This window comes from Bacteroides sp. AM07-18 (assembly GCF_003602695.1).
Classification (GTDB): domain Bacteria; phylum Bacteroidota; class Bacteroidia; order Bacteroidales; family Bacteroidaceae; genus Bacteroides; species Bacteroides uniformis.
Genome location: NZ_QTLM01000005.1, coordinates 62,089 through 83,507, shown reverse-complemented (window position 1 = coordinate 83,507; position 21,419 = coordinate 62,089). Strand labels below are relative to the sequence as shown.

19 protein-coding genes are annotated in these 21,419 nt (G+C 43.6%); all 19 read right to left on the bottom strand.

Annotated elements, in window-relative coordinates; translation table 11 throughout:
* Positions 1–29: 29 nt before the first annotated feature.
* The 19 genes from DW096_RS09085 to DW096_RS08995 all read right to left on the bottom strand — a co-directional run bounded on the left by DW096_RS09085 (position 30) and on the right by DW096_RS08995 (position 21,322).
* On the bottom strand, positions 30–1,103 hold the full coding sequence (locus DW096_RS09085) for an efflux RND transporter periplasmic adaptor subunit (RefSeq protein WP_034525355.1): 1,074 nt from the start codon (positions 1,101–1,103) through the stop codon (positions 30–32).
* 124 nt (positions 1,104–1,227) lie between these two features.
* Positions 1,228–2,910, bottom strand: a complete 1,683-nt coding sequence (locus tag DW096_RS09080; protein ID WP_005823866.1) for an O-antigen ligase family protein — start codon at positions 2,908–2,910, stop codon at positions 1,228–1,230.
* 34 nt (positions 2,911–2,944) lie between these two features.
* Entirely contained in the window at positions 2,945–4,903 is a 1,959-nt protein-coding gene (locus tag DW096_RS09075; RefSeq protein ID WP_034528843.1) for a transglutaminase domain-containing protein, read from the bottom strand.
* Positions 4,904–4,948: 45 nt separating this feature from the next.
* The gene (locus DW096_RS09070; RefSeq protein WP_118931101.1) at positions 4,949–6,868 is read right to left on the bottom strand and encodes a hypothetical protein; all 1,920 of its coding nucleotides are present in this window, start codon (positions 6,866–6,868) and stop codon (positions 4,949–4,951) included.
* Position 6,869: 1 nt separating this feature from the next.
* Positions 6,870–7,760, bottom strand: coding sequence for a signal peptidase I (gene lepB / locus DW096_RS09065; RefSeq protein WP_118931102.1), 891 nt, complete (start codon positions 7,758–7,760; stop codon positions 6,870–6,872).
* A 12-nt stretch (positions 7,761–7,772) separates the two neighbouring features.
* Entirely contained in the window at positions 7,773–8,573 is an 801-nt protein-coding gene (locus DW096_RS09060) for a DUF1573 domain-containing protein (RefSeq protein WP_317196812.1), read from the bottom strand.
* Between the two features lie 146 nt (positions 8,574–8,719).
* Positions 8,720–9,736: a BF3164 family lipoprotein gene (locus tag DW096_RS09055; RefSeq protein WP_057088518.1), complete on the bottom strand. Its 1,017-nt coding sequence runs from the start codon at positions 9,734–9,736 to the stop codon at positions 8,720–8,722.
* A 255-nt stretch (positions 9,737–9,991) separates the two neighbouring features.
* The gene (locus DW096_RS09050; protein WP_022402353.1) at positions 9,992–10,210 is read right to left on the bottom strand and encodes an NVEALA domain-containing protein; all 219 of its coding nucleotides are present in this window, start codon (positions 10,208–10,210) and stop codon (positions 9,992–9,994) included.
* A 270-nt stretch (positions 10,211–10,480) separates the two neighbouring features.
* Positions 10,481–11,548 (bottom strand): BF3164 family lipoprotein, encoded by a 1,068-nt coding sequence (locus tag DW096_RS09045; protein WP_022402352.1) that lies wholly within the window; start codon positions 11,546–11,548, stop codon positions 10,481–10,483.
* Positions 11,517–11,753 carry an NVEALA domain-containing protein gene (locus tag DW096_RS09040; protein WP_022402351.1) on the bottom strand — a complete coding sequence of 79 codons (237 nt, stop codon included), beginning with the start codon at positions 11,751–11,753 and terminating at the stop codon, positions 11,517–11,519. The genes DW096_RS09045 and DW096_RS09040 overlap by 32 nt, the downstream gene beginning before the upstream one ends.
* 138 nt (positions 11,754–11,891) lie before the next feature.
* Positions 11,892–12,908 carry a response regulator transcription factor gene (locus DW096_RS09035; RefSeq protein WP_022402350.1) on the bottom strand — a complete coding sequence of 339 codons (1,017 nt, stop codon included), beginning with the start codon at positions 12,906–12,908 and terminating at the stop codon, positions 11,892–11,894.
* Between the two features lie 239 nt (positions 12,909–13,147).
* Positions 13,148–13,486, bottom strand: coding sequence for a hypothetical protein (locus DW096_RS09030; protein ID WP_022402349.1), 339 nt, complete (start codon positions 13,484–13,486; stop codon positions 13,148–13,150).
* Positions 13,487–13,571: 85 nt separating this feature from the next.
* A complete protein-coding gene (locus tag DW096_RS19280; RefSeq protein ID WP_155519660.1) occupies positions 13,572–13,724 on the bottom strand; it encodes a hypothetical protein in 153 nt (50 codons plus the stop codon).
* A gap of 66 nt (positions 13,725–13,790) precedes the next feature.
* Positions 13,791–14,903, bottom strand: a complete 1,113-nt coding sequence (locus tag DW096_RS09020) for a helix-turn-helix domain-containing protein (RefSeq protein ID WP_227212813.1) — start codon at positions 14,901–14,903, stop codon at positions 13,791–13,793.
* 202 nt (positions 14,904–15,105) lie between these two features.
* Entirely contained in the window at positions 15,106–16,176 is a 1,071-nt protein-coding gene (locus tag DW096_RS09015; protein WP_022402346.1) for a BF3164 family lipoprotein, read from the bottom strand.
* Positions 16,177–16,208: 32 nt separating this feature from the next.
* Positions 16,209–17,774 carry an ATP-binding protein gene (locus DW096_RS09010; protein WP_008665600.1) on the bottom strand — a complete coding sequence of 522 codons (1,566 nt, stop codon included), beginning with the start codon at positions 17,772–17,774 and terminating at the stop codon, positions 16,209–16,211.
* 465 nt (positions 17,775–18,239) lie between these two features.
* Positions 18,240–19,052 (bottom strand): glucosamine-6-phosphate deaminase, encoded by an 813-nt coding sequence (gene nagB, locus DW096_RS09005; protein WP_005823882.1) that lies wholly within the window; start codon positions 19,050–19,052, stop codon positions 18,240–18,242.
* A 78-nt stretch (positions 19,053–19,130) separates the two neighbouring features.
* On the bottom strand, positions 19,131–20,330 hold the full coding sequence (locus DW096_RS09000) for an FprA family A-type flavoprotein (RefSeq protein ID WP_005835258.1): 1,200 nt from the start codon (positions 20,328–20,330) through the stop codon (positions 19,131–19,133).
* Positions 20,331–20,392: 62 nt separating this feature from the next.
* Positions 20,393–21,322: a TIGR01212 family radical SAM protein gene (locus DW096_RS08995; protein WP_118931104.1), complete on the bottom strand. Its 930-nt coding sequence runs from the start codon at positions 21,320–21,322 to the stop codon at positions 20,393–20,395.
* Positions 21,323–21,419: the final 97 nt, after the last annotated feature.

Genomic DNA, 21,419 nt, shown 5'->3' with positions numbered 1-21,419 from the left:
ATGAATTTTGAATTACCACTTATCACTCATTATCTATCAACCACCTTCACCGGTGCTTCATGTGCCAGATTCACATTTCCCGTCACAATGACCGTATCGCCCTCTTTCAGGGCATCGTCGGCCATACTATAGCTTTCCGCATTCTCCAGACCGGTCTGCACATAGTTCCACTGCGCCTTTCCGTCTTTCAGGGTAAACACCACCTGCTTGCCCGAACGCAACACCACGGCACTCTTCGGGATTACAAGCTGTCCGCCCAGAGAGCGGTGCACGTTCACCCTCACGTTCATCCCACTGAACAGCCGTCCCTTGCCATTGACGGTAGCCTTCACCTTAACCATCCCCTTGTCATCCACCAGAGGATTGATTTGGGTGATGCGCCCCTCCTGTCTGGAACCGGCATCCGAATAAGGGGTAACAATCACCTTGTCGCCACTCTTTATCAACGGCAGTTCGCTTTCCAGCACCGTGAAGTCCACCTCCATACCTTGAGTGCCGATAATGGAGCAGAAGGCTTCCGAGGTACTTGCCTCGTTGAACGGTTTGGAGAACAGGTTCGCCACTACCCCGTCAAAAGGCGCAACCAGCGTGGCGTGTTCCTCTTCATACGCGGCAAGCTCATACTGGGCGAGGCTCTGGTCGTAACCGCTCCTCACGCGGGCCAGCTTCATGATGTCAGCAGGTACTTTGGAGGCATCCCCCACCGGATAGCCTTGCCCTATCAATACATCCTGCAGCTCAAGTTCCGCTTTTTCCAAGGCATCCTTGGCCTGCGCGGTCTTGTTCTTCAGGCGGAACTTATCCAGTTCGGCAAGTTTCTGCCCTTTGCGCACCGGGTCACCGTTCTTCACGTAGATGTGTGCCACTACACCGGTGGTCTCAAAACGCAAATCCGCCATGGCACCGGCGGTTACTTTTCCGTTGCTCACCAGTTCATGCTCAAAGGTCGCCCGCTTCAGGACTTTCACGGTCACTTCATTGCTTTCACTTGGCAGGACGGTTGCCACCCCTTCCTCGGACTCTTTTCCCTTTCCGGCATCGGAGCAGGCGGCAAGCAGGGCAACGGCCATGCATAGCAGGTATCGATAGTTCTGTGTCTTCATATTCATACTCAATTATAAATTGATAAAATTAATCGTTTCAAAAAAACGAACCGATATTTGCATGTGGACACTTTTTTCATAGCACTTTAGCAATTAGTTCACTCATTATTAACACTTTCCGTTTTTATTCATCTTTTTTAATATGGACAAAAATAAGCTGAATCTTTTTTATTTCCTCCCTCATCTGTCGTATTGCCGTAGAATGCACTTTCGGCTCTTTCGTCAATACCATCCACTTCATTTTTTCAAACTTGTCCGGTTGCCTGAAGCTTGGTTCCGCATAAAGCTTCGCAAGCAGATAATAGGGATAAATACGTCCCGGCAAACGATGGGTGGAACGGATAAACCAGTCTTCCGCTGACAAGCAATCACCCATCTGCTGATAGTTCTTGCCTATCACATTCAGTATCATGGGGTCACAACTACGCTGTAAAGCTTCTTTCAAAATACGGTTGGATTTACTGAACTGCTGCTGCTTGTGCAATCCATGCCCATATTCGAACAAGAAAGATGCCCGGTCCCTCAACAGAGGATAAAGGCGCCCGTACTCTTTCTCTGCCGATTGATACGCACCTGCATTATACAGCACCCGCGCATTCATCCACTCCCGACAGGCCTGCTCCACTTGCAAGTCATTCTTCAGGCGAAAACCGCCAATGATGCCTACTGATACAGCCAGCCCCAACCATTGCCAACGGTCGGCACCGGACAAGCACGCCACAAGCAATCCTCCAAATGTAACGATAAATACCGGAAGTTGTAGCGGATAGGAGGAAAAAGAGAATATCATCAAAGAAAGAATAGCCCCACAGATACCATAACGTCCTTTACGGACTCCCCTATACAAACACAGCACGACCACAACCAATAGACATACCGCCAAAGGAATGCCCAGTTCGACCGCAGCCTGCAGATATTCATTGAATGCATATTCCGGACTTCCCGCCACACGTTCCTCCCACGGTTCATAATCACCTGCTGCAAAATAAGTTTCCTGCGCATTTCCATAGGCTGCTGCGAAATTATGAATCCCATATCCGGTCAACGGCTTTTCTGCAATGGCACGACAAGTTATCTTCCACATGAAAAGACGGCCACGTGCAGAATCGGGTTTCAAGACAAACAGTAAATAGCCCGCCAATAGCAAGACACAGAATCCACCGACCACTACCATCACCACACGCTGCCTTTGCTGCTGCCATAATAATCTGAACTTATCCGTCCAATCCATATGCCAAGCATATACACACAGACAGGAAACTCCTGCCGCCAACCATGCCGAACGGCTCATTCCTGCCGGAAGCACACAAAGGATAAGCAGCATCACACCACCAGTGACCATAGTTCCAGCCTTATCCATCACCTTTTCCCATCTTCTTCCATCATTCCGGTCAGAGCAGAGAATCTCCCCCCTCTTGGTCAGCCATTGATACAGACAGACCGGAAGTATCATGGCCAAATAGCCGGAATAAGGCCCCGGATTGAAGAAAGAACCTGTCAATACATACAAGGAATGGTTGGACACAGCATAACCATAAAGCTGACTCAATCCCCAAACAGCCTCAATGCCCCCCAGCATTACCAATACCCACGAAACCGGTATAAAAAGAAAATACCTTTTTTCCATCATCAATCCAGCCATCAACAGACATCCTGCAACTACCAATGCACTTTTATCGAAATAGAGCCATTGCCCTATAACATCAGCTACAGGAAGTCCGGAAGAAACGTTACATGCCAAAGACAATAAAACTATACAAGCAATGTAGACCAAACTTCCAGTCAATAGATTACGTACATTATTCATTCTATCTATCAAATATTCAATAGTATTCTATAATTCACCAAAAGATTTGTTTCCCGTCTTTATATTCAAAAATCCGTTCATCTTTACCGGCTGTGTGATTCTTCAGATAAAATAAAGCACCTTGAAACCCTGAATAGACAATAGAATCTGACACAGCCATTTGCCGCCCGACAGAATTCCATTTTCCTCCACCCCAATAAAACAATTCATACAAATTACCTTTATAAATAAAATTCACCTCATTACGAGGAGTATACACCACCTTCTCCACACGATGGGGACTTCCAAAGTCCATCCCGGTCCATCCTCCATCCGGATGTATATAATCAAATGAAGTATCCGGATTACCGTCAAATGCGTTCAAATATTCATGTGTATTGTCTTCAAAACTTCCCGGAGTACCTATGATTTCCCCATATAGAGGTATGGTATCTTCCGTATTCTCATAAAAAGCCAGTTCCGAGATATTACAGAAACATCCGTCAGCACCCTTATAGCGCATATACCGATACGGTTTATCAGACTTCAACCGGGCCACAGTATATAGCCGATACGGAGCCTCCTTTATCAAAAGTAGAGTATCCTTCCACCCAAAGTCTGCCCGGTCGCTTCCTTCCACTACTCCCCCAATCATCCGGTCATTGAAAAGAACACTCAAAGTAAGATGGCACTTCCTATACAAGACCAATTCCTGCTTTTCAGCTTCCGGAACAATGAACCGTATCTTTCCGGTTTCACGCTCCAGAAGAAAAGGAGAAGATACTGCAGCGTATTCCTTTCCGTTCCAGGCAGCCAGCGTAAAGACCGCCCCGCCTCCCACATCCTCAAAACGAGCCTCCCGCTTTTTAAAGAAAGTATATCCTATAGGTTGCCATTGTAGTCTGTTGGCAAGGCACAAATACACCATATCCCCCTCACGAAACTGTCCGGAAAGCAAAGAATCCGGAAGAGCTACAGTCCAATTCCTGCTACCGGTATAAAGTGCAGTGACATCGCGGAAGAACGGACGTCGGAATGCCGGGTAAACATCGGAATATTTCCCCAGTTTCCGTACCGCCTCCTTATCAATACTATAGGTTGCCCGGTACATTTTTCCCCTCGAAATGCTATATTCTTCCGCTTTGCTCCATACTTCTTCATAAGGAAGATTTGCAATGTATGTCTTTCCTTCCTTATCCAAAACAAAATTCCAGAAATGAGAGGCATTGTTGTCTCCTAATACCATCACCCTATCTACTCCGCACGGAATGCCCAATGCCCGCAACACATATATCATGGCATCCGTAAACTCTCGGCAACTGCCCGTATGCCATTTCAGTACATCCGGTCCCAAATGAGGCCCCACCGGAAAAAGAGCCGTATTCCGGTAGTTCGCTTTCCGCAACGTATCCATCAACAACTGGGCGGCAACCTTAGGATTATCAGCCTCATCTGTCTTCCTGAATTCATCCAAAATCGGGCTATAGCACTCATAAATTTCTTTGCGCCAGAGAGAAAGCGGCTCATCCCCTATTCTATAAGGCAATATATATTCGCAGAAAGTATCAAAATCAACATGCTTTCCCCAAGGTTGCTCCCGCCAGACTTTGAATGCCCATTCTATATGATTGACCAAAAAAGCGGAATCCACCGTCATAATGTCCCTCTTATAAGTCAATTGATTTATAGAAAATTCTCCATCTGCTCTTTTCAAGGAATCAATCAACTCTTGCACATGCCTGGAATAAGGAAATGAAACGTATTCACTGAAATACTTCCTGTAATTCTCCAAGGCCTTTCCCTCGTAAGCACCATGAAAAGGCATATTCTCTATCAGAAAACAAGCAGCACGATATTTGTCACCGTCCTCTTCCTTGTAACGGTCCAGTACCTTTTGCAACTCCGCACGGTTATCACCGGCAAGATTCAAAGCTGTGTCCAACCACTGATTTTCCGAAGAACAAGCCATAAACAGACCTGCTGTAAACCATACCCATACACACCAATGTTTCATATCACTATTCCATTTTTTTCTATTCCAATCTGAAAGACAATCCAATCAATCCTTACAATCCGATACAAATACCTGCTTACCATCTTCCATATGAAATATCAGTTCTTCTTCTCCACGGGTACTGTCATGCAAATAGAGCAAAGCTCCCGATGGTATCCCGTCATATGGCAGAAAAGGTTTTTCTGCCATTTTCTTCCCCAATGAGTTCCAACAGCCCTCTCCCCAATAGAAGAGTTCATAACAATCCCCTATCCTGACAAAGTTATCATCGTTACGGGGCATATACATAAAATTGTCTATAGTAACAACCTTTCCAAAATCCACCGTTACACTTGCACCGGGTTTTGATGAAATGAAATACGACAACGGCTCATTATCATAGACCTGATGGGCAAAAGTACCCACTGTAGCCGGAGCATCTCCCCAACTGTCTATAGGGACAATTTCTTCCTCTCCTTTATAAAAATGCATTTCGGCAACTTCCGCATATCCCTCTGCCGAAGAACAAAAACGGGCATAGCGACCCCTTACCGGTTTCTCAAGAATAACGTGATTATAATTGATACCGGGCGTATCTTTCACAGTACACAACAACTCCGCATTTTTAAAATCCTTATCACAAGCCGCCTCAAAATGCCCGTCTTTTATCCCTCCCATATAGTTCCTGATACGTTCCGAAAGAGGGTATTTCCGATACAATTCAGCAGAATAGCACTTGGAGGTATCTGCAACATAAGGATGTATATCCTTGCCATCAAAATAAAAAGGATTTCCAATAGGGCGATACTGCCCGTTTGCGAATGCCAACAATATATAAACCTGCCTCGAAGCCAAATTCCTGAAAAGCGCTTTTCCACTTTCTACCTTAGTAAAATCTATTCCCCGCCACCCATAAGCACTGAACAACCCCACATAAACATAATTCCCGTCCATCCCTTCTACCGGCAGTTCCAGATTCGAATCAAAATAATTATCCGACACTTTTCTTGCAAACACATCCTTAAAAGCAGCCGGTACGGACCGGTTCCGCATAAAATCACCATCCATGTCCCATTGTCTGCCAAAACACCGGCGGTAAACCACGCTCGGGCACCGACTGTCAATATAGAAACTCCCCCGTTCCGGCTTCCGGGAAGGGAAAGTAAAAGGAAGGCAGACACCCCTTACATCCCTCACCACATTCCACACATGCCCTTTCCGTGTTTCCGCATTGAAAGTATAGAAATCATAGGCTACCGGGACGCCGATGGCCCGCATCACATAAATCATAAAATCACAAGCATCCTGACACTTGCCGATACGATTATGCAGCAGGTACTCTCCTCCCAAATGCGGATAGTTAAAGACCCATGTAAACCGGTAAGGGTCTTCCTTCTGCAAATACTCCCAAACTACGCTAATCGCCTCCACTACATCGATACCCGTATAAACCTCGTCCAGCAAAAAGGAATAACGGTCATGGTATATCTGCCGCCAGTTGTCCGGAGTCTCATTTCCGATACGATAGGGAAGCAGCCATTCACAGAAATCTGCAAAAGAAAGGGAAGCATTCCACGGACGCTTTTTCCAACCATCAAAAGCCAAATCAATGTTATTTATCAAGAATTCAGCCCTTATATTCAGTACATCCGTTTTTCTCTGCAATCCGGAAGGGGTATAATAATCCCAATCCGGTACGGCAGTATCCTTCAGCATCACCCCATAAGCATCTGCCGAAGCCAGCACTGTTTTCAAAGAATCCAGTTCTTCACCTTCAAGGGCATAGTGATAAGGCATATTTTCTATCAAGAAACAAGCGGCTTTATATTTTTCAGGCTCATCTTTATAATGTTCCAGTACCTTTTCCAGTTCGCCTTTGTTGGTTGCAGCACACTCCAGTGCGTACTCCAATCTGCCGGAAGCATTGCAAGCCTCCAATATCCCGGCAATCAATAATATCCAGAGCAATTTAAACAGAACTTTCATCTTAGTCTATTCTTTTAAAGATACGTTTCCATCTCATTTTTCCAGTATTCGGGCTGACGGACTTCCATACCAGCCATGCCCTTCCCACTATAAATGGTTCCGGCAGTAATCCCCAGTAGCGGGAATCTTTTGAATTCACCATCTTGTCACCCGAAACAAAATAATAGTTCTCACAGAAGCGGTAATTGTGTATCACACTGTCCCCCAGCAGAACCGAATCTCCATGCAATGTCAGTTTCTTTTTCTGTTCCCACTCTATCACGTTCCGATACAGCAACCGTGTTTCCGGATTCATTCCTACCACGCTGCCTTTGGCCGGTATATAAAGAGGCCCAAACTCGCTGATAGTCCACCCATTACAGCCACCATCGGGAAAGCTCTTAAGAACAAGGCCTCGCTCCTCCGTCATTCCCGAAGATATCAATTCATCCAATTCCTCCTGCGCCTGCACATTTCCTGCGATACCATCAAATCCGGACACACGATAATGTGTATTCCTTATCTCCAGCGTATCCCCCGGCATGGCGATACAGCGCTTCACGTAATACAACATCACGTCCAGCGCAATGCTGTCCCACCTGCCCGGATAAGGAAAATTGAACACTAGTACATCATTCCGCTGAAAATTTCTCCATCCGGACATACGGTGCATCCTCACCTCCTTTTTCTCCACGGCATCAAGCACATTGAATAGGCGTGCTCCACCCGAACATTTATCCACCAGAATACAATCACCCGCCAGCAACGACGGTTCCATCGAGTCCGACGGTATCTTGAAGGAGGTCACCACAAACACCTGCAATACTATCAGTATCACAACAAGCAGGCACAGACAGAATAATACGTTTGTTATTCCATTCAACCATTTTTTCAATTGCAGCCGCTCCTTCATCCCATCAATCAGTTATTTTGCATCCCCACTAATCTTCAAAACCAACGGAGAATTTTCTGTATTGCAATATACCGTTATCGTCTTGTCGAAGTGCTCCGGATGTTCAGCTTTATAAACCACTTCCAAATCTATTTCCTTACCCGGTAATGCCGGTTCCTTTGAATAAGCTACGGTAGTACAACCACAAGAAGTAGCAACATCTTGTATAACCAATGGGTTATCTCCGATATTCTTCAATATAAAAGTTGCTTTTTGTTCCTCCTGCCAATCAAAGTTACCTAAACGCAAAAATGAGACATCTATATGGACTTTAGTCTGGGTAATGCCTTTTCCAGCAGTTGATACAATATCATTCCCACGAATAATTTTCAGATACAATTCTTTTATTTTAGGATTAAGAATTGGATTCCCCATCGCTAACACTTTATTATCCTTATCCAGCAAAAAAGTTTGGAAAGCCATATCAGATGGAAAATGATTTAAGCGATTAAGTTTATCATTTTCATCTATACAAACTGGATAGTCAAAGCCATTCTTTTTTAAAGCATACAATAATTCTATTTCACTTTTTGAATGTAAAAACAGTAATACAGAAACCTTTCCTGGATAAGTTGAATCCAACCGATGTATAAACTCCCTCCACATAGGCAGTTGCAATTTACAACTGAAACATCCAGCCGAATCCACATAGCTAAGAATTGTATATTGCAAATGAGCCGGATATTGAACAGTATCCTTTCCATATAATGTAAAATATAGATTATTTGGGAAAATAATTTCTTTTTTTTCCCACTCTTTTACTAAATGTGTCATATCATCATTTTTTCTTCTCGTACAAGCAAAAAAGAACAATACAATAATCGACAATATTATAAATAAATACCCATCCTTCATCACCAAATTATTTCATTAACCACATTTTCTCAAATTCATATTCTATCACTTCAAAAAGAGCAAAATTACACATCTACAGAAAAGCCGAAAACGGCATATTCCAAATCATTATTTAATCCTAAACACAATACCATGTTTCTCTTTTTATCATACGTTATACTTTTTATCGGCCTATCCAGCTCAACAATAAAACGGGGAGTACCATTCCAATCAAATAACAGAACTTTCTTTGAGAAGAAAGCCTGTGCTCTATTTTGTGCGGCTTGTTCCAAATTTCTCTCATTATAAAGAGCATATATATAATTATCGTCCGAGGTAACCGATGAGACACTCAGCTTTGTCTGAAAGCCCAATGATCCATCGCTACTATTAAACACAGGAAGAGTGCAAATATGTGATTTTACAAGAGCAACATTGTTTAAGTCGCTGTAATCATATATCTCCATAACATCACCGTAGACGGAAAACCAAGCAATCCGTTTTTTCTCACTCGAAATAGTACAAGGGCCCTGCAATGTTTGGGAAACAATCTCCGGAGAGATATTAGGAATCACGATGTTTTCACCAATTTTTCTATATTGTCCGTTTGCTTTCATCAGAAAACGTTTTTCATCGCCCACCAATAAGAAGAAAGCCAATTCATTATCATAGGCAACTTCACAGAATCGAGTATCGATACTGATAGAATCTTTCCTTACTTTCTTTATTTTATTATTAAGCGATAATAGAAAAACAGACTGAGTTGCTAAATCCGAAGCATACACTTCTCCTGCACTCTTGCCAACACCTATAGTCTGAACACTTATGGCTTCATCTCGTCCCTGCCCTTTATTCAATCCATGAGAAAATATTTTCTTTTCGCAATCATAAAAAGTCAGCAGTTGAGGTAACGCCGGTTCTAAAAACACAAGATAATCACCATCCGACAATATAGCTTCTGGCATGCTTAATGAATCAGTTGGAACGTAGTCTTGAACCACCATTTCTTTACTTATGCTATTTGAAAACAAGTCCAAGAATGTTTGAGGCTTATTTTCACAAGAGCACATTACAATCAATAATAAAAGAAATTTTATTTTCATAATATTTTCACTTAACGTAAAACAATCAACATCAAAATAATCACTAATAAAAACGCTGCATTCAAAGCATTAAATACATCTGCAATGATTTTTAAAATAAGGAATCAAAGCATTTATTAAGTACGTCCTAATTACATGACAATGATTCCTTACCTATCTCATAAGTATATCTAATCTATATTCAAGAATGTCATAGATGACTACAACGAAAATCAACAATACAAATTAGATAACACTAATTCATCATACCTCAAATCATCTTGAAGCACACACATATGGGGCTTTAATATCCCCCTTACAAGTGCCCCAAAGTGCCAAACAACATTCTATAGTTGTTTCACCACTACCTGCCAATGCTTCCACATTAGCCAATGTCAAATCAGATAATACTTCAGATTTCTGATTTGCATAAACTCCATATCCTGCAATCGCTGCAAATGCTGCAACAAAAGCTATCTTAATCATTTTCTTCATACTACTCTTCAGTTTTATTAGTATAAGATTATTCTTTTTTTATCATTTACCACAAGCATAATGCTTGCGTACCAGAATCAAGATATAAAAATCTTGGAGAACTCTTTTCTTGCCATACCTATCGAAATGGCAGAAAACACACTCTGTTTTCAATTCAAATTACTATCTTTGCCTCGACCTCCTTTCTTGGTGGGTTATGGAACGGACGGTACGAGATGCACCAACCAAACGTGAACCGTCCGTTCCTCTCCATCCATATTATAGTTTACTTTATTTCATACTATACTCTATTATCGGATCATCTTTATTCACATCCGTTGCCAAGATTATTCCTTTTTGTTCATCTACCGATATGCCATAAACATAATGATCTAACACATACCTGCAGAGAGGTTCGCCGGTCAGACTAAAAACATAGATATACCGTCCTCCATCCGGCAAATAGACACCTTGCTGTACATTTTGCGCAATTTCCTTAAAAGAGCGCCCATGAAAAACCGCATAGATAGCACTGTCTGTCACTTGGACATCGCTAAATCCCATGATACCCGTAGGAATACCATAACCCTGGGAAATCTTAAACTCCGGTTCACCGTGCGGACCGATGCGTACCACATGCGTACTATCTTTCAAATTAAAGACTTCAAGTACTTCGCCCAACTGGGTAACTGCTGCCAGCACTCCATTTCGGGGATTATAGTCGATGAAGCTACGCCATGCCTGAGCCAATGCAGGACGGGCATTCTGTAAAGCCTCCACGTTGGCTGACGGTATTTGACCGGTTCTGCGCAATAATTTCCCTTGATAGTTTACCCAGCAAAAGCGGCTGCTGCCAGATTCGTCCGGAACAATGAAGGTAAAGTCGTCAACCATCACAAAGTCTAAAACGCGAAGCATGTCAGCATCCATATTTATCACTTTCTGAGGAACGATTGAGCAACCCGACGAAGTAAAATCATACTTGGTCAATACGGACTTACCAGCATCAAGTCCCCACAGAGATTGACCATGCCATCGGATATTTTCAGCAGAAAGCATCTCTTCGGGAGCCTCGCCCCGCTTGCCGAACGAAGCCAAATAGCGGAAACCCGGATAGTGGAAAACATGGCAAAAGTAGTCCGTGCCATGCAAATCCATTACCACAGCCTTATCACCCTGCACCCGAACGCGGAACGGATAACGGAACAAAGCGGTGTCCAATGGCTGCACCCTCGCCTTCAGCTCGATTGTTTGCGGAAAATCCATGTAAGCGACAGAAGTTGCTACTTTTTTCTGCGTACAAGAGGAAAAGGATAGTGCGGATAGGCTAATGAGGCAGGCTATAATAAATTTGCACATGAGCTACTCCTTGATTTGTTAAAGGACAAACTATTGAACCACTCCCCAAACATTGGCCGTCACTTCCACTCTCACCAGCAGCCAATGCCTCTATATTTTCCAATAGTAAATCATCCAGCTTTTCCGAATGACTAATTTGAACATAGCTTAAAACTGAAATGGCACTAATTGCCAAAGTTCCTAATAACTTCACCTTGCTTTTCATAGTGTTTTTGTTTTTTGTTACACAAGCAAAGATAAAAGGATTATTTTGGCTTTTGCAAGTCTTTATTCGGAAAACGCCCAAAGTTGGGGCGTGAAAAAAAGTTCACACCCGACACACCAATATGGGTTAACATTTCATCTACTTGGAGATAACAATTTGATACCCCTTCCTTTCCGGCAGAAGAAGAATCTGAATGGAATCGTCCGCCTCAAAGAGTTTACCCAATAAGCTTATTGCTTTTCTGCGGCGGCTGCCTAAATTCAAATCACTCAATGGCCAACCGCAAATTTCCGCTATTTCATCGTTCGTCAGGAAAAGTTCGGACGACTTGGCAAAACCAAGTAATAACTTCGCGGCTTGTGGCGTACAAGATACTTTTTCACCTTCATAAGTCAGTGTATGGTTGACGGAATCAAATATATACTTCCCGAACCGATAAGTGCTCTTTGTCAACGTATCAGCCGTTTTTCTCTTTCTATACTGTTGACCCCCTACATAAATCGCCAGTCCCAATAACAGAATGCACAAAATGCAGGATAGTATCTGCAGTACATGGTCTGCCCAATCCACACAGTGCCAAAAATCAGGCAGCATATAAGCTGTCAACCTCATTGTGTACATACCGTTCAAATAGTAAGTACCTAAATCATTCTGTGAAGCAATTATAGTTTCATCTCCAGTAAATGATTCTTGCACAATGCCCTTTCCCATCGGATTAACCTTCAGAAAAAGAGCACACATGGCTCCGCCATACCGATCATTCATCTCAGCTTTCCACTCAAGACAAATCTCTTCCAATGGAAATTTTCCATAATAATTCAACATATCGGCTTTAAACCCTACGACATCCAACGGAAATAGTCCTTGTGCCTCTTTCAATGAGTCTATTATCACTTCAAATTCACCATTTTCTGATATCGCTTTCCTTTTGGTATGCTTCTTACCACTATCAGACCCAAATGCATAGAACATCCCCAGCCCATCAAATTCCCGATTCACGACCCGTTCCGCAACCTTCCGCAGAGTTTCTACAGCAACCTCCTTAGCCACGTCTTGTCCCTGGTTGGCATTATCATATAATGCTACTATCACAGACACTGCCACCACTACAATGGCACATATCCATATCATAAGAATCTTCTTATAGCGTTTCATCAACTCCTTCCTTTCTGTTGCTTATTCATTTCTACCCATGCACTCGAAGAGGCATCCGCTTAATAGCGCCAAAGTTAAACAATAATATAAAAGAAAAAAGAAAAAAGAAAAAATGAATACAAAAGTTACTTTTATTCACCTATACTCACGATGAAAAAATATTCCTATTAAAAATCCGTTCGGTTATCGATACTGGTAATCAGTATATCCTACACGCCATGAGCCGTCAATTAATTATCTTATAATTCATATTTCACCAAGACAAAATCCGGATTCACCCCTATGGCATACAACGTATTACTCTGTTCTTCAGAAGCTATACGCATTACGGGAATACCCAAATCAACAATCTTCACTAAATTTCCATCATAATCATACAAGAAAACAGTATGAGGGCATTTGCTTGCATCCCTTCCCACTGTAGATTCATCCGTATCATCTTTTCTACGGTCTCGTTGCAATGTAATAATAAAATCCTTACTCATACAGAGTCCCCGGACACCTTTTACCCTGCGGTCAAAAATCACCTCATTGTTCCGAATCTCGTATTCGTCACCATCTGTTCGCCATTCCCACACTAATGAAAATTTATCCTCATCCTGCTGATACAATGCTAAATAAGGGAAATCATAACAAGAATAGACAAATACTCCACGAGATGCATTATATCCTCTCTCCCCCCCCTAAATATTGTTTCACCTGCGGAATGGGATAATTGCCAAACGAAGAAGCCTGACCATGCAATAGGGTTTCAAAACAATGTTCCGCACCAGCATCCACAATTCCAATATACACATTCTTTGCATATTCAGCCATGGCAGGACGCGATAACCGTTCGTCTGACAAGCACTTATTTTAGGCTTTGTCAGATGAGAGATTCCATCATTCATTCAAGGATTTTTTCAATGAAATGGGACTTTTTAGTTGATAACAAAATTTTTTATTTTCTATCCCCCAATCAGAGACTTCGGACAGGGCTTTTCGTAATCTTGTTATTACAGTATGTACATTACCCGGTGTTACTGAACCGTCCGGCCACAATAGTTCCATAATTCCATTGACTGACAACCTATAATCTTCCGCATCCAAGAAGGCTTGCAGCAGTCTTGCAAGGGTTGCCGTCAACTTCACCCTATTGTCTACTCTATACAGCACACCGGAATCAGCATCAAAAAACAAATCATCTTCCAACCGATAAACATGCGCCTCACTCCTATCTACTGCAATCATCGGTATTTCTTTCTCCACAAATATCGGAACTGTTTTTTCTACCGTCACCTCTTTGACAAAAAAACGGCGATAGACTTTAGCAATGTATTCTTGCAGAAAAAACAGCAGAAAGCAACAAAGAACAAGAGCGCACAAAAGAATCTTATCCTTAGCAGTAAAAATGTTCAACCAAGAATAATACAAATATCCCGTCACACCAATTTCGCACCTATAGCCCAAATAACAAGACATAAGACTATCCGGTTTTAACATATAAAGTGAATCGTCCGAAAAAGTATAAGTTTCACGTTCATCCCAATCAGCCACAGATATACGTACTACCGTTTTCCCAGAATAATTCATTTCTTCCAGTAAGCGATACCATATCCTATTCAACGAATCAGCTTGCAAAGGGAACATATGCAGTATATAAGAGTGCATCCCTCTCAAATTAGAAGATTGCTCCACATTATGAAAGTACTTTTCATAAGGAACAAAAAAGTCCTTTTTACCATATTCACTTTCCATTTCCACCTTTATCGGCTCCTTCTTAATGTCAATGGAATCATCCGGTAACCTAATATTCCCTGACGAACTGAAATACACGTCAACTTCATTCCTTTTCTGCAACTCCTTCCCTAAAGCTACACGAAAAGCACTGCGTGCCTGCGTTTCCCAGTACTCCATCCGGTTTTGATATACAAACCAACCAGTAATTACTGCTGCAATAATCCCTATAGCAACGTATATCAATAGCATTTGCCGTCTCCCTCTTTTCTCGTCCACGTTGTGTGTGTTCAAATATTAATCCGCCTCAAAGTTAGATATTTTTTTAACAAGAGACACCCATCTTAATCATCTTCTTACCGTTTGCTTAATAAAGGACGGCGTGATACCATTGCGCAGCAGGTAAAATGCTTAAGAAAAACCAAGAACTGATAAGAAACAGTATTTGGATAGAGCGAGCCAACCATAAACATAACTTAATCTATTTCAAAGTATACTGTACCAGTTCCACTTCACCTTTATCAGCCAAAGCATACAAGACATCATCATTATCAGAAACACAAAAATTTGTCAGTGGATAATCAGTTTCAAACTTATTTATCGGTTTTCCATTCCAAGATAACTGATAAATGACATTAGCTTTAAATGCATCCATACCAGCATCTCTAAAATTCTTTCCGGAATACAGCAGATAGATGTAATTATCCGTTGCATATGCCATGGTAAAAGACATTTTATTATCTGCACTCATTGGAGCCGATCGATATTCACCTGTTTCTTCTGTAACATAATTGGGATATCCACCTATCAATTCATAAGTTTTCTCAATTCCATCTTTATTTACAGAAAACAGCATAAAGATAGGAGCACTACACACAGCATACAAGAATTTGTCCAATGACCGATTAGAGCACAAAGTCCCTTGATAAGCCATCCCTCGCAAACGATTTGAAATAGCTTTCTCGCGACTATCTTTATAAGGATATTCAAAAAAGAACTTACTTCCAATAGAATTATCCGTAAGACTCAACATGTTACTTTCATAGAATCCTAATCCAAGATATGCGTCATATTTTGTCGGGGATAGCTTAATACTCGATAAAGTATCTTTAAAAACAACTGGAAAATTCATTTCTCCACGCTTAACCTTATCTAAGTTTATCTCACGCAATTCATGTTTATATGCATCATAAACACCAAGAATAGAATCGGACTTCATATTACAGAAAGCAAAAACTTGCAAGAATTCATTATTTCCTTCACCTTTTTGCCCAAAACGATAAACCCTATCGTTTTCTTTCAAATCAACCAAAAGAAAAAGAGAATCTCCAATATCATCATAAATAAGCAAAGATGAATCTACATATTGGATTAAAAAAGGACGTCCCAAAATTAATTCTCTATCCAAACAAGCCTCTGAAATAAGCTTCTTTGTATTTATAAAAGTACGATTCCAATCTTCTACACTACTATCTGGTTTTTGCACACATGATGCAAAAACACTCAATATGCAGAACAAATATAAAAAGCTGTTTAACCTAATTAATTTCATGTTTCCCTAATTTATTAATAAAGTTTCTTCTTCTAATCCGCTTTAGCTATTTTCCACCCGCCAATCGTCCGCGTAGCACTGTCAAAATTCACACCAATCTTGACCACACGCCTGCCGTCCGCCCGGTAAGGGATGGCATACTGCTTGCTGTCAATCTGAGCCAACGCCTCTTCCGGGGTACCGTCGTATTTGAACTCGAAGACATAAACGACATCCTGCAACTGCACCACCACATCCGCACGGCCTACGGAACTCTTCACTTCCGACTCCACATATTGTCCCATCAACCGGAACAGCAAATAGAAAATGGTCTGATAATGCTTTTCGGTCTTGTTCTCCAAATCATTGGGAATGGAGGCAAAGAAGGAACGGGTACGCTCCAGGCAGCTCTCCACATCACCCTTCATCAAGTCGCGAAGGAAAGAGACGACGTAGAAGGTGTTGTTCTGGGCAGGCAAGTGCACGTAAGAGGGAAGCAGGGATTCAATGAACCCTTTACGGACCTCACCGTTGGGATAGGCCAAACGATAGATTTGGAAATTACGGTCATAGCCCTTAATGGTCAGATAACCGCTCTGGTAGAGCACCGGGATGGGACTCGTTATCTGTTCCGTAGGCGCATCAAACTGCTCATCGGTAGCCTCAACACCTTCCAGCGCACGCACATCGAAGTCTGCATGGCGCAGAATATCTATCAGGAAAGTAGGCGTGCCCGTGGAGAACCAATAGTTCTTGTATTCTTTGGAATTGAAAGCATTGAACAGGCTGAACGGGTTGTAAATATCCGCACAAGCCTTACTGAAATGATAACCGTCATATTGCCGCTTCAAATGCAAGCATGCCTCCTCGTAAGTCTCATCATTAGCCTCGGCCATCCGCTCAATATCGGGTTTCAACTGCGTCAGCAGTTCCTCCTCGGTGATGCCGCAGAGGGCACTGAAGTCATCGCGCATACTGATATTTTGCAAATTGTTCAGTTCGCTGAAGATGCTCAGCTGGCTGAACTTGCTGATACCCGTGATAAAAAGAAAACGGAGATATTGCCCCAGCCCCTTGAGAGGACTGAAGAACTTGCGCATCTCGTTGCGAAGCTGTTGTTGCAAAAGGGCATCGGAATTACTGTCAAGCAGAGGAGCATCGTACTCGTCAATCAGCACTACAACCGGCTTTCCGGTCTTGGCGTAGGCACGCAGGATGATGCCTTGCAGACGCTCTGCCGCCCCCTCTTCCTCTTCCTTTTTTCCGTAAATTTCTTCCCAACGAGATAAAAACAAATTCAATTGCCCCGTCAAGTCACGCAGCTCAGTATATTTCGTCAAGCTGAAATCAACGTGCAGCACCGGGCAAACCTCCCATTCCTGCTCCAGACGTTCCATAGCCAGCCCTTCGAAAAGTTCCTTTTTCCCCTGGAAATAGGCCTCCAGCGTAGACACGAGCAAGCTTTTGCCAAACCGACGGGGGCGGCTGAAGAAATAAATTTGGTCTGTATTCACCAATTTGTACACCAGCTCCGTCTTATCCACATACACACAATTCCGCGTACGCAGTTGCTCAAAATTCTGTATCCCTATCGGATAGCGTCTGCCACTCAATTCCATAGCTGCTACTGTTTAAATTACAAGTATGACAAAGATAGCACATATTCCGCAAAAAAGAAAGCACGCCCATGGCTTTTTCATCACAAGCCCTCACTGCAAACCTACTGCACATCTTTTGCAGTAACACTGCAAAGGCGTTGCAGTAGCACTGCAAAACAGTTGCAGTGGAACTGCATCTATGTTGCAGCGGCACTGCAAAAACGATGCACTGGTTTTGCAGTGAGTATTTGGTATCTTTAACATTGGCACCCAAAGCCTTACAGCGGAGCAGAGCCCGTTTTCATCACATAACGCCCTGTCCTGAAAACAGTCAACCAAAATCAGGAGAACAAAAAGGGTGAGGGCAAAATTTGCCCTCACCCTTTTAAATTGCTCTCACTCACCCCTGAAACACCGATGAACAAGCAGATGCAGACAAGCGGTGAGGGTGGTGAGGGTGGAATTGCAAAACTTTTATTAGTTTGCTTATTTCAGCAAGCTTTCCGCATCCAGGTGCTCTGCCTCAATATCCTTGAAGTAGCGGTAAGTACCCACCTTCAATTCTTCGGTGGCCGCATCGTCACAAACGATGATACCCTTTTCGTGCATCTGCAAGGCGCTGATAGTCCACATCTGCATCACGGGACCCTCGACTGCATGATAGAGGGCACGTGCCTTGTTGTGTCCGTTTACGATAATCATTACCTCGCGGGCGCTAAGCACAGTACCGACACCGACGGTCAGGGCAGTCTTGGGCACCTTGTTCACGTCGTTGTCAAAGAAACGGGAGTTGGCAATGATGGTATCGGTAGTCAATGTCTTCTGGCGGGTGCGTGACGAAAGGGAAGAACCCGGCTCGTTGAAAGCGATATGTCCGTCGGGACCGATACCGCCCATGAAGAGGTCGATGCCGCCGTAGGACTTGATTTTTTCTTCATAGCGTGCACACTCGGCATCCAGGTCGGCAGCGTTGCCGTTCAGGATATTGGTGTTCTCCGGCTTGATGTCTATATGGCTGAAGAAGTTGTTCCACATAAAGGAATAGTAGCTTTCGGGATGTTCCTTGGGCAAACCTACATACTCGTCCATATTGAAAGTCACTACGTTCTGAAAAGACACGATGCCTTTCTTGTTCAGGTCGATAAGTTCCTTGTACATGCCCAACGGAGAAGAACCGGTGGGGCATCCCAATACAAACGGTTTTTCAGGTGTCGGATGAGCGGCCTTGATCTTGGCAGCCACATAATGTGCCGCCCACTTTGATACGGATTGATAATCCGGTTGAATGATTAGTCTCATTGTGATTGTTTTATTAGGTTAATAAATTAGGGGTAATTTTCAACTTCAATTCTTAATTCTTTAATTCTTAATTTTCAACTACTTCCTATCCTTCTTCAAACGCTCTGCCATGGCACGTGCCAGGTTTTCGCATTGTTCGTAAGTAATGTCCTTCATGGCCTGCTTCATCTCTACCGGGTCGCCCACAATCTCGAACTTGCTCTTTTCGGCAAACTCGCCCATGCGCTTCACGGCGGCACCCGCCCAGCAGAAGGAGCCGAAGTATCCCAGATAGCGTCCCTTCACTTCGCGTACCAGAATCTTGGAGAGCAAGGATTCTATCTCAGGATAAATCTGGTTGCTGTAGGTGGGGCTGCCGATGATAAGTCCGCGATACTTGAATATGTCGGCAATGATATAAGAAGGATTGCTCTTGCTCACATTGTGCATCACGATGTTCTTGATGCCTTGTGCAGAAAGTTCCGCCGCAATGGCTTCCGCCATCTGCTCCGTGTTGCCGTACATGGAACCATAGGCAATGACCACACCTTCGTCAGCGGCGTAGCGGCTCAACTTGTCGTAGATGCCGATAACCTTGGCTATGTTTTCCGTCCACACCGGCCCGTGCGTGGAGCAGATGGTGGAAATGGGCAGACCGCCCAGCTTGGCAAGCGCCTTCTGCACCGGAGAGCCGTACTTGCCCACGATGTTGGAATAGTAACGCACCATCTCGTCCCAGTATCTGTCCAGATTGATGCGCGTATCCAGGAACCCTCCGTCCAACGTACCGAAACAGCCGAAACCGTCACCGGCGAAAAGAACTCCTTCCGTTTCGTCAAAAGTCATCATCGTCTCGGGCCAGTGCACCATCGGGGTCATATAGAAGCGGAGCTTATGATGCCCCAAAGCCAGAAAATCCTCGTCCTTCACCATGTACTGTTCGCCCGTCACGCCATAAAAGCCCTCTATCATGCCGAAGGTCTGCTTGTTGCCCACGATGATGATGTCGGGATAATGCTGCTTTATCAGGCGGATAGAGCCCGAATGGTCCGGCTCCATATGGTTGATGATGAGATACTGGATGGGGCGCTCGCCGATAATGCTCTTTATCTTGCGCAGATACACCTCGAAATAGCAGATGTCTACCGTATCGACCAAAGCGACCGTCTCATCATCTATCAGGTAAGAGTTGTAGGAAACCCCGTACGGCAACGGCCACATGCCTTCAAACAAATGCTTATTGCGGTCATTCACTCCCACGTAGTGGATTTTTCCTTTTATCACTGTTTTTGGGTTCATAACTGTATCTTTATTTAGATTGATTCCACATTTAAAGTTGCGGCAAAAATAATTCTTTTTTCTCACATTTCATACTTCTTTCCCTGATATGCACCGAGTTCTTTCATTCTTTTTTGAACCCGGTGATTAAATTCATAATTTTTTAGTCCCCAGTCGGGTGCAATGAGCAGTTCCTTGGGAGACTGGGAGACGAAACGCTCCAGTACCAAGTCCGGCCGCAGATGCTCGATATAGTCTATCACGAGGTCTATATATTCCTCCACACCGAACAGATGGAAATCTTCGGGATGCTGCCGGTACTCCAGAGCCATGCGGGTGCCCTTTATCAGTTGCAGCTGGTGCATCTTCAAGGTAGTGAGTGGCAGACGGGACAGTACGCCGGCTTGTGCCACGATACTTTCGTGCGTCTCGCCCGGCAGTCCGAGGATGACATGCCCACCGGTCAGGATTCCGCGTGAAGCGGTTCTTTCCACCGTATCGGCGGCGGCATGGAAAGTATGCCCGCGGTTGATGCGGCAAAGTGTCTTGTCGTCGGCACTCTCTATGCCGTACTCCACTAAAAGGAATGTATGCCGGTTCATCTCCTCCAAATAGTCCAGCAGGCTGTCGGGCATACAGTCAGGACGGGTGCCGATGACCAGGCCCACCACCCCGTCTGCCGACAAGGCTTCCTCGTATTTCCGCTTCAGGTCTTCCAGTTCGCCATACGTATTGGTATAGGCCTGGAAATAGGCGAGATACTTCATCTCCGGATATTTGTGTGCAAAGAACTGCTTGCCTTCTTCCAGCTGGCGGGTAATGGATTTCTCCGTACGGCAATAATCGGGGTTGAAGGTCTGGTTGTTGCAATAGGTGCAACCGCCGACTCCTTTGTTTCCATCCCGGTTGGGGCACGTAAAACCGGCATTCAGCGATATTTTCTGTACCTTATAGGAAAAATATCGCTTCAGAAAAAGAGGGAACTCATTATAGAGCGTAGATTTGGTTTCCATACATATTCCTTATGTAAGTGGCAAATATAGGATTTTTCCGTGGGATGAACCTGCAAAAACAAGAATACTTTCCACCCGATTTGTTAACGAACATAAA

What these genes read in the sequence shown, in the direction of transcription:
- DW096_RS09085 (WP_034525355.1), bottom strand. Translation starts at nt 1,103, where the DNA reads ATGAAGACACAGAACTATCGATACCTGCTATGCATGGCCGTTGCCCTG.
- DW096_RS09080 (WP_005823866.1), bottom strand. Translation starts at nt 2,910, where the DNA reads ATGAATAATGTACGTAATCTATTGACTGGAAGTTTGGTCTACATTGCT.
- DW096_RS09075 (WP_034528843.1), bottom strand. Translation starts at nt 4,903, where the DNA reads ATGAAACATTGGTGTGTATGGGTATGGTTTACAGCAGGTCTGTTTATG.
- DW096_RS09070 (WP_118931101.1), bottom strand. Translation starts at nt 6,868, where the DNA reads ATGAAAGTTCTGTTTAAATTGCTCTGGATATTATTGATTGCCGGGATA.
- lepB (WP_118931102.1), bottom strand. Translation starts at nt 7,760, where the DNA reads ATGAAGGAGCGGCTGCAATTGAAAAAATGGTTGAATGGAATAACAAAC.
- DW096_RS09060 (WP_317196812.1), bottom strand. Translation starts at nt 8,573, where the DNA reads ATGACACATTTAGTAAAAGAGTGGGAAAAAAAAGAAATTATTTTCCCA.
- DW096_RS09055 (WP_057088518.1), bottom strand. Translation starts at nt 9,736, where the DNA reads ATGAAAATAAAATTTCTTTTATTATTGATTGTAATGTGCTCTTGTGAA.
- DW096_RS09050 (WP_022402353.1), bottom strand. Translation starts at nt 10,210, where the DNA reads ATGAAGAAAATGATTAAGATAGCTTTTGTTGCAGCATTTGCAGCGATT.
- DW096_RS09045 (WP_022402352.1), bottom strand. Translation starts at nt 11,548, where the DNA reads ATGTGCAAATTTATTATAGCCTGCCTCATTAGCCTATCCGCACTATCC.
- DW096_RS09040 (WP_022402351.1), bottom strand. Translation starts at nt 11,753, where the DNA reads ATGAAAAGCAAGGTGAAGTTATTAGGAACTTTGGCAATTAGTGCCATT.
- DW096_RS09035 (WP_022402350.1), bottom strand. Translation starts at nt 12,908, where the DNA reads ATGAAACGCTATAAGAAGATTCTTATGATATGGATATGTGCCATTGTA.
- DW096_RS19280 (WP_155519660.1), bottom strand. Translation starts at nt 13,724, where the DNA reads ATGGCTGAATATGCAAAGAATGTGTATATTGGAATTGTGGATGCTGGT.
- DW096_RS09015 (WP_022402346.1), bottom strand. Translation starts at nt 16,176, where the DNA reads ATGAAATTAATTAGGTTAAACAGCTTTTTATATTTGTTCTGCATATTG.
- DW096_RS09010 (WP_008665600.1), bottom strand. Translation starts at nt 17,774, where the DNA reads ATGGAATTGAGTGGCAGACGCTATCCGATAGGGATACAGAATTTTGAG.
- nagB (WP_005823882.1), bottom strand. Translation starts at nt 19,052, where the DNA reads ATGAGACTAATCATTCAACCGGATTATCAATCCGTATCAAAGTGGGCG.
- DW096_RS09000 (WP_005835258.1), bottom strand. Translation starts at nt 20,330, where the DNA reads ATGAACCCAAAAACAGTGATAAAAGGAAAAATCCACTACGTGGGAGTG.
- DW096_RS08995 (WP_118931104.1), bottom strand. Translation starts at nt 21,322, where the DNA reads ATGGAAACCAAATCTACGCTCTATAATGAGTTCCCTCTTTTTCTGAAG.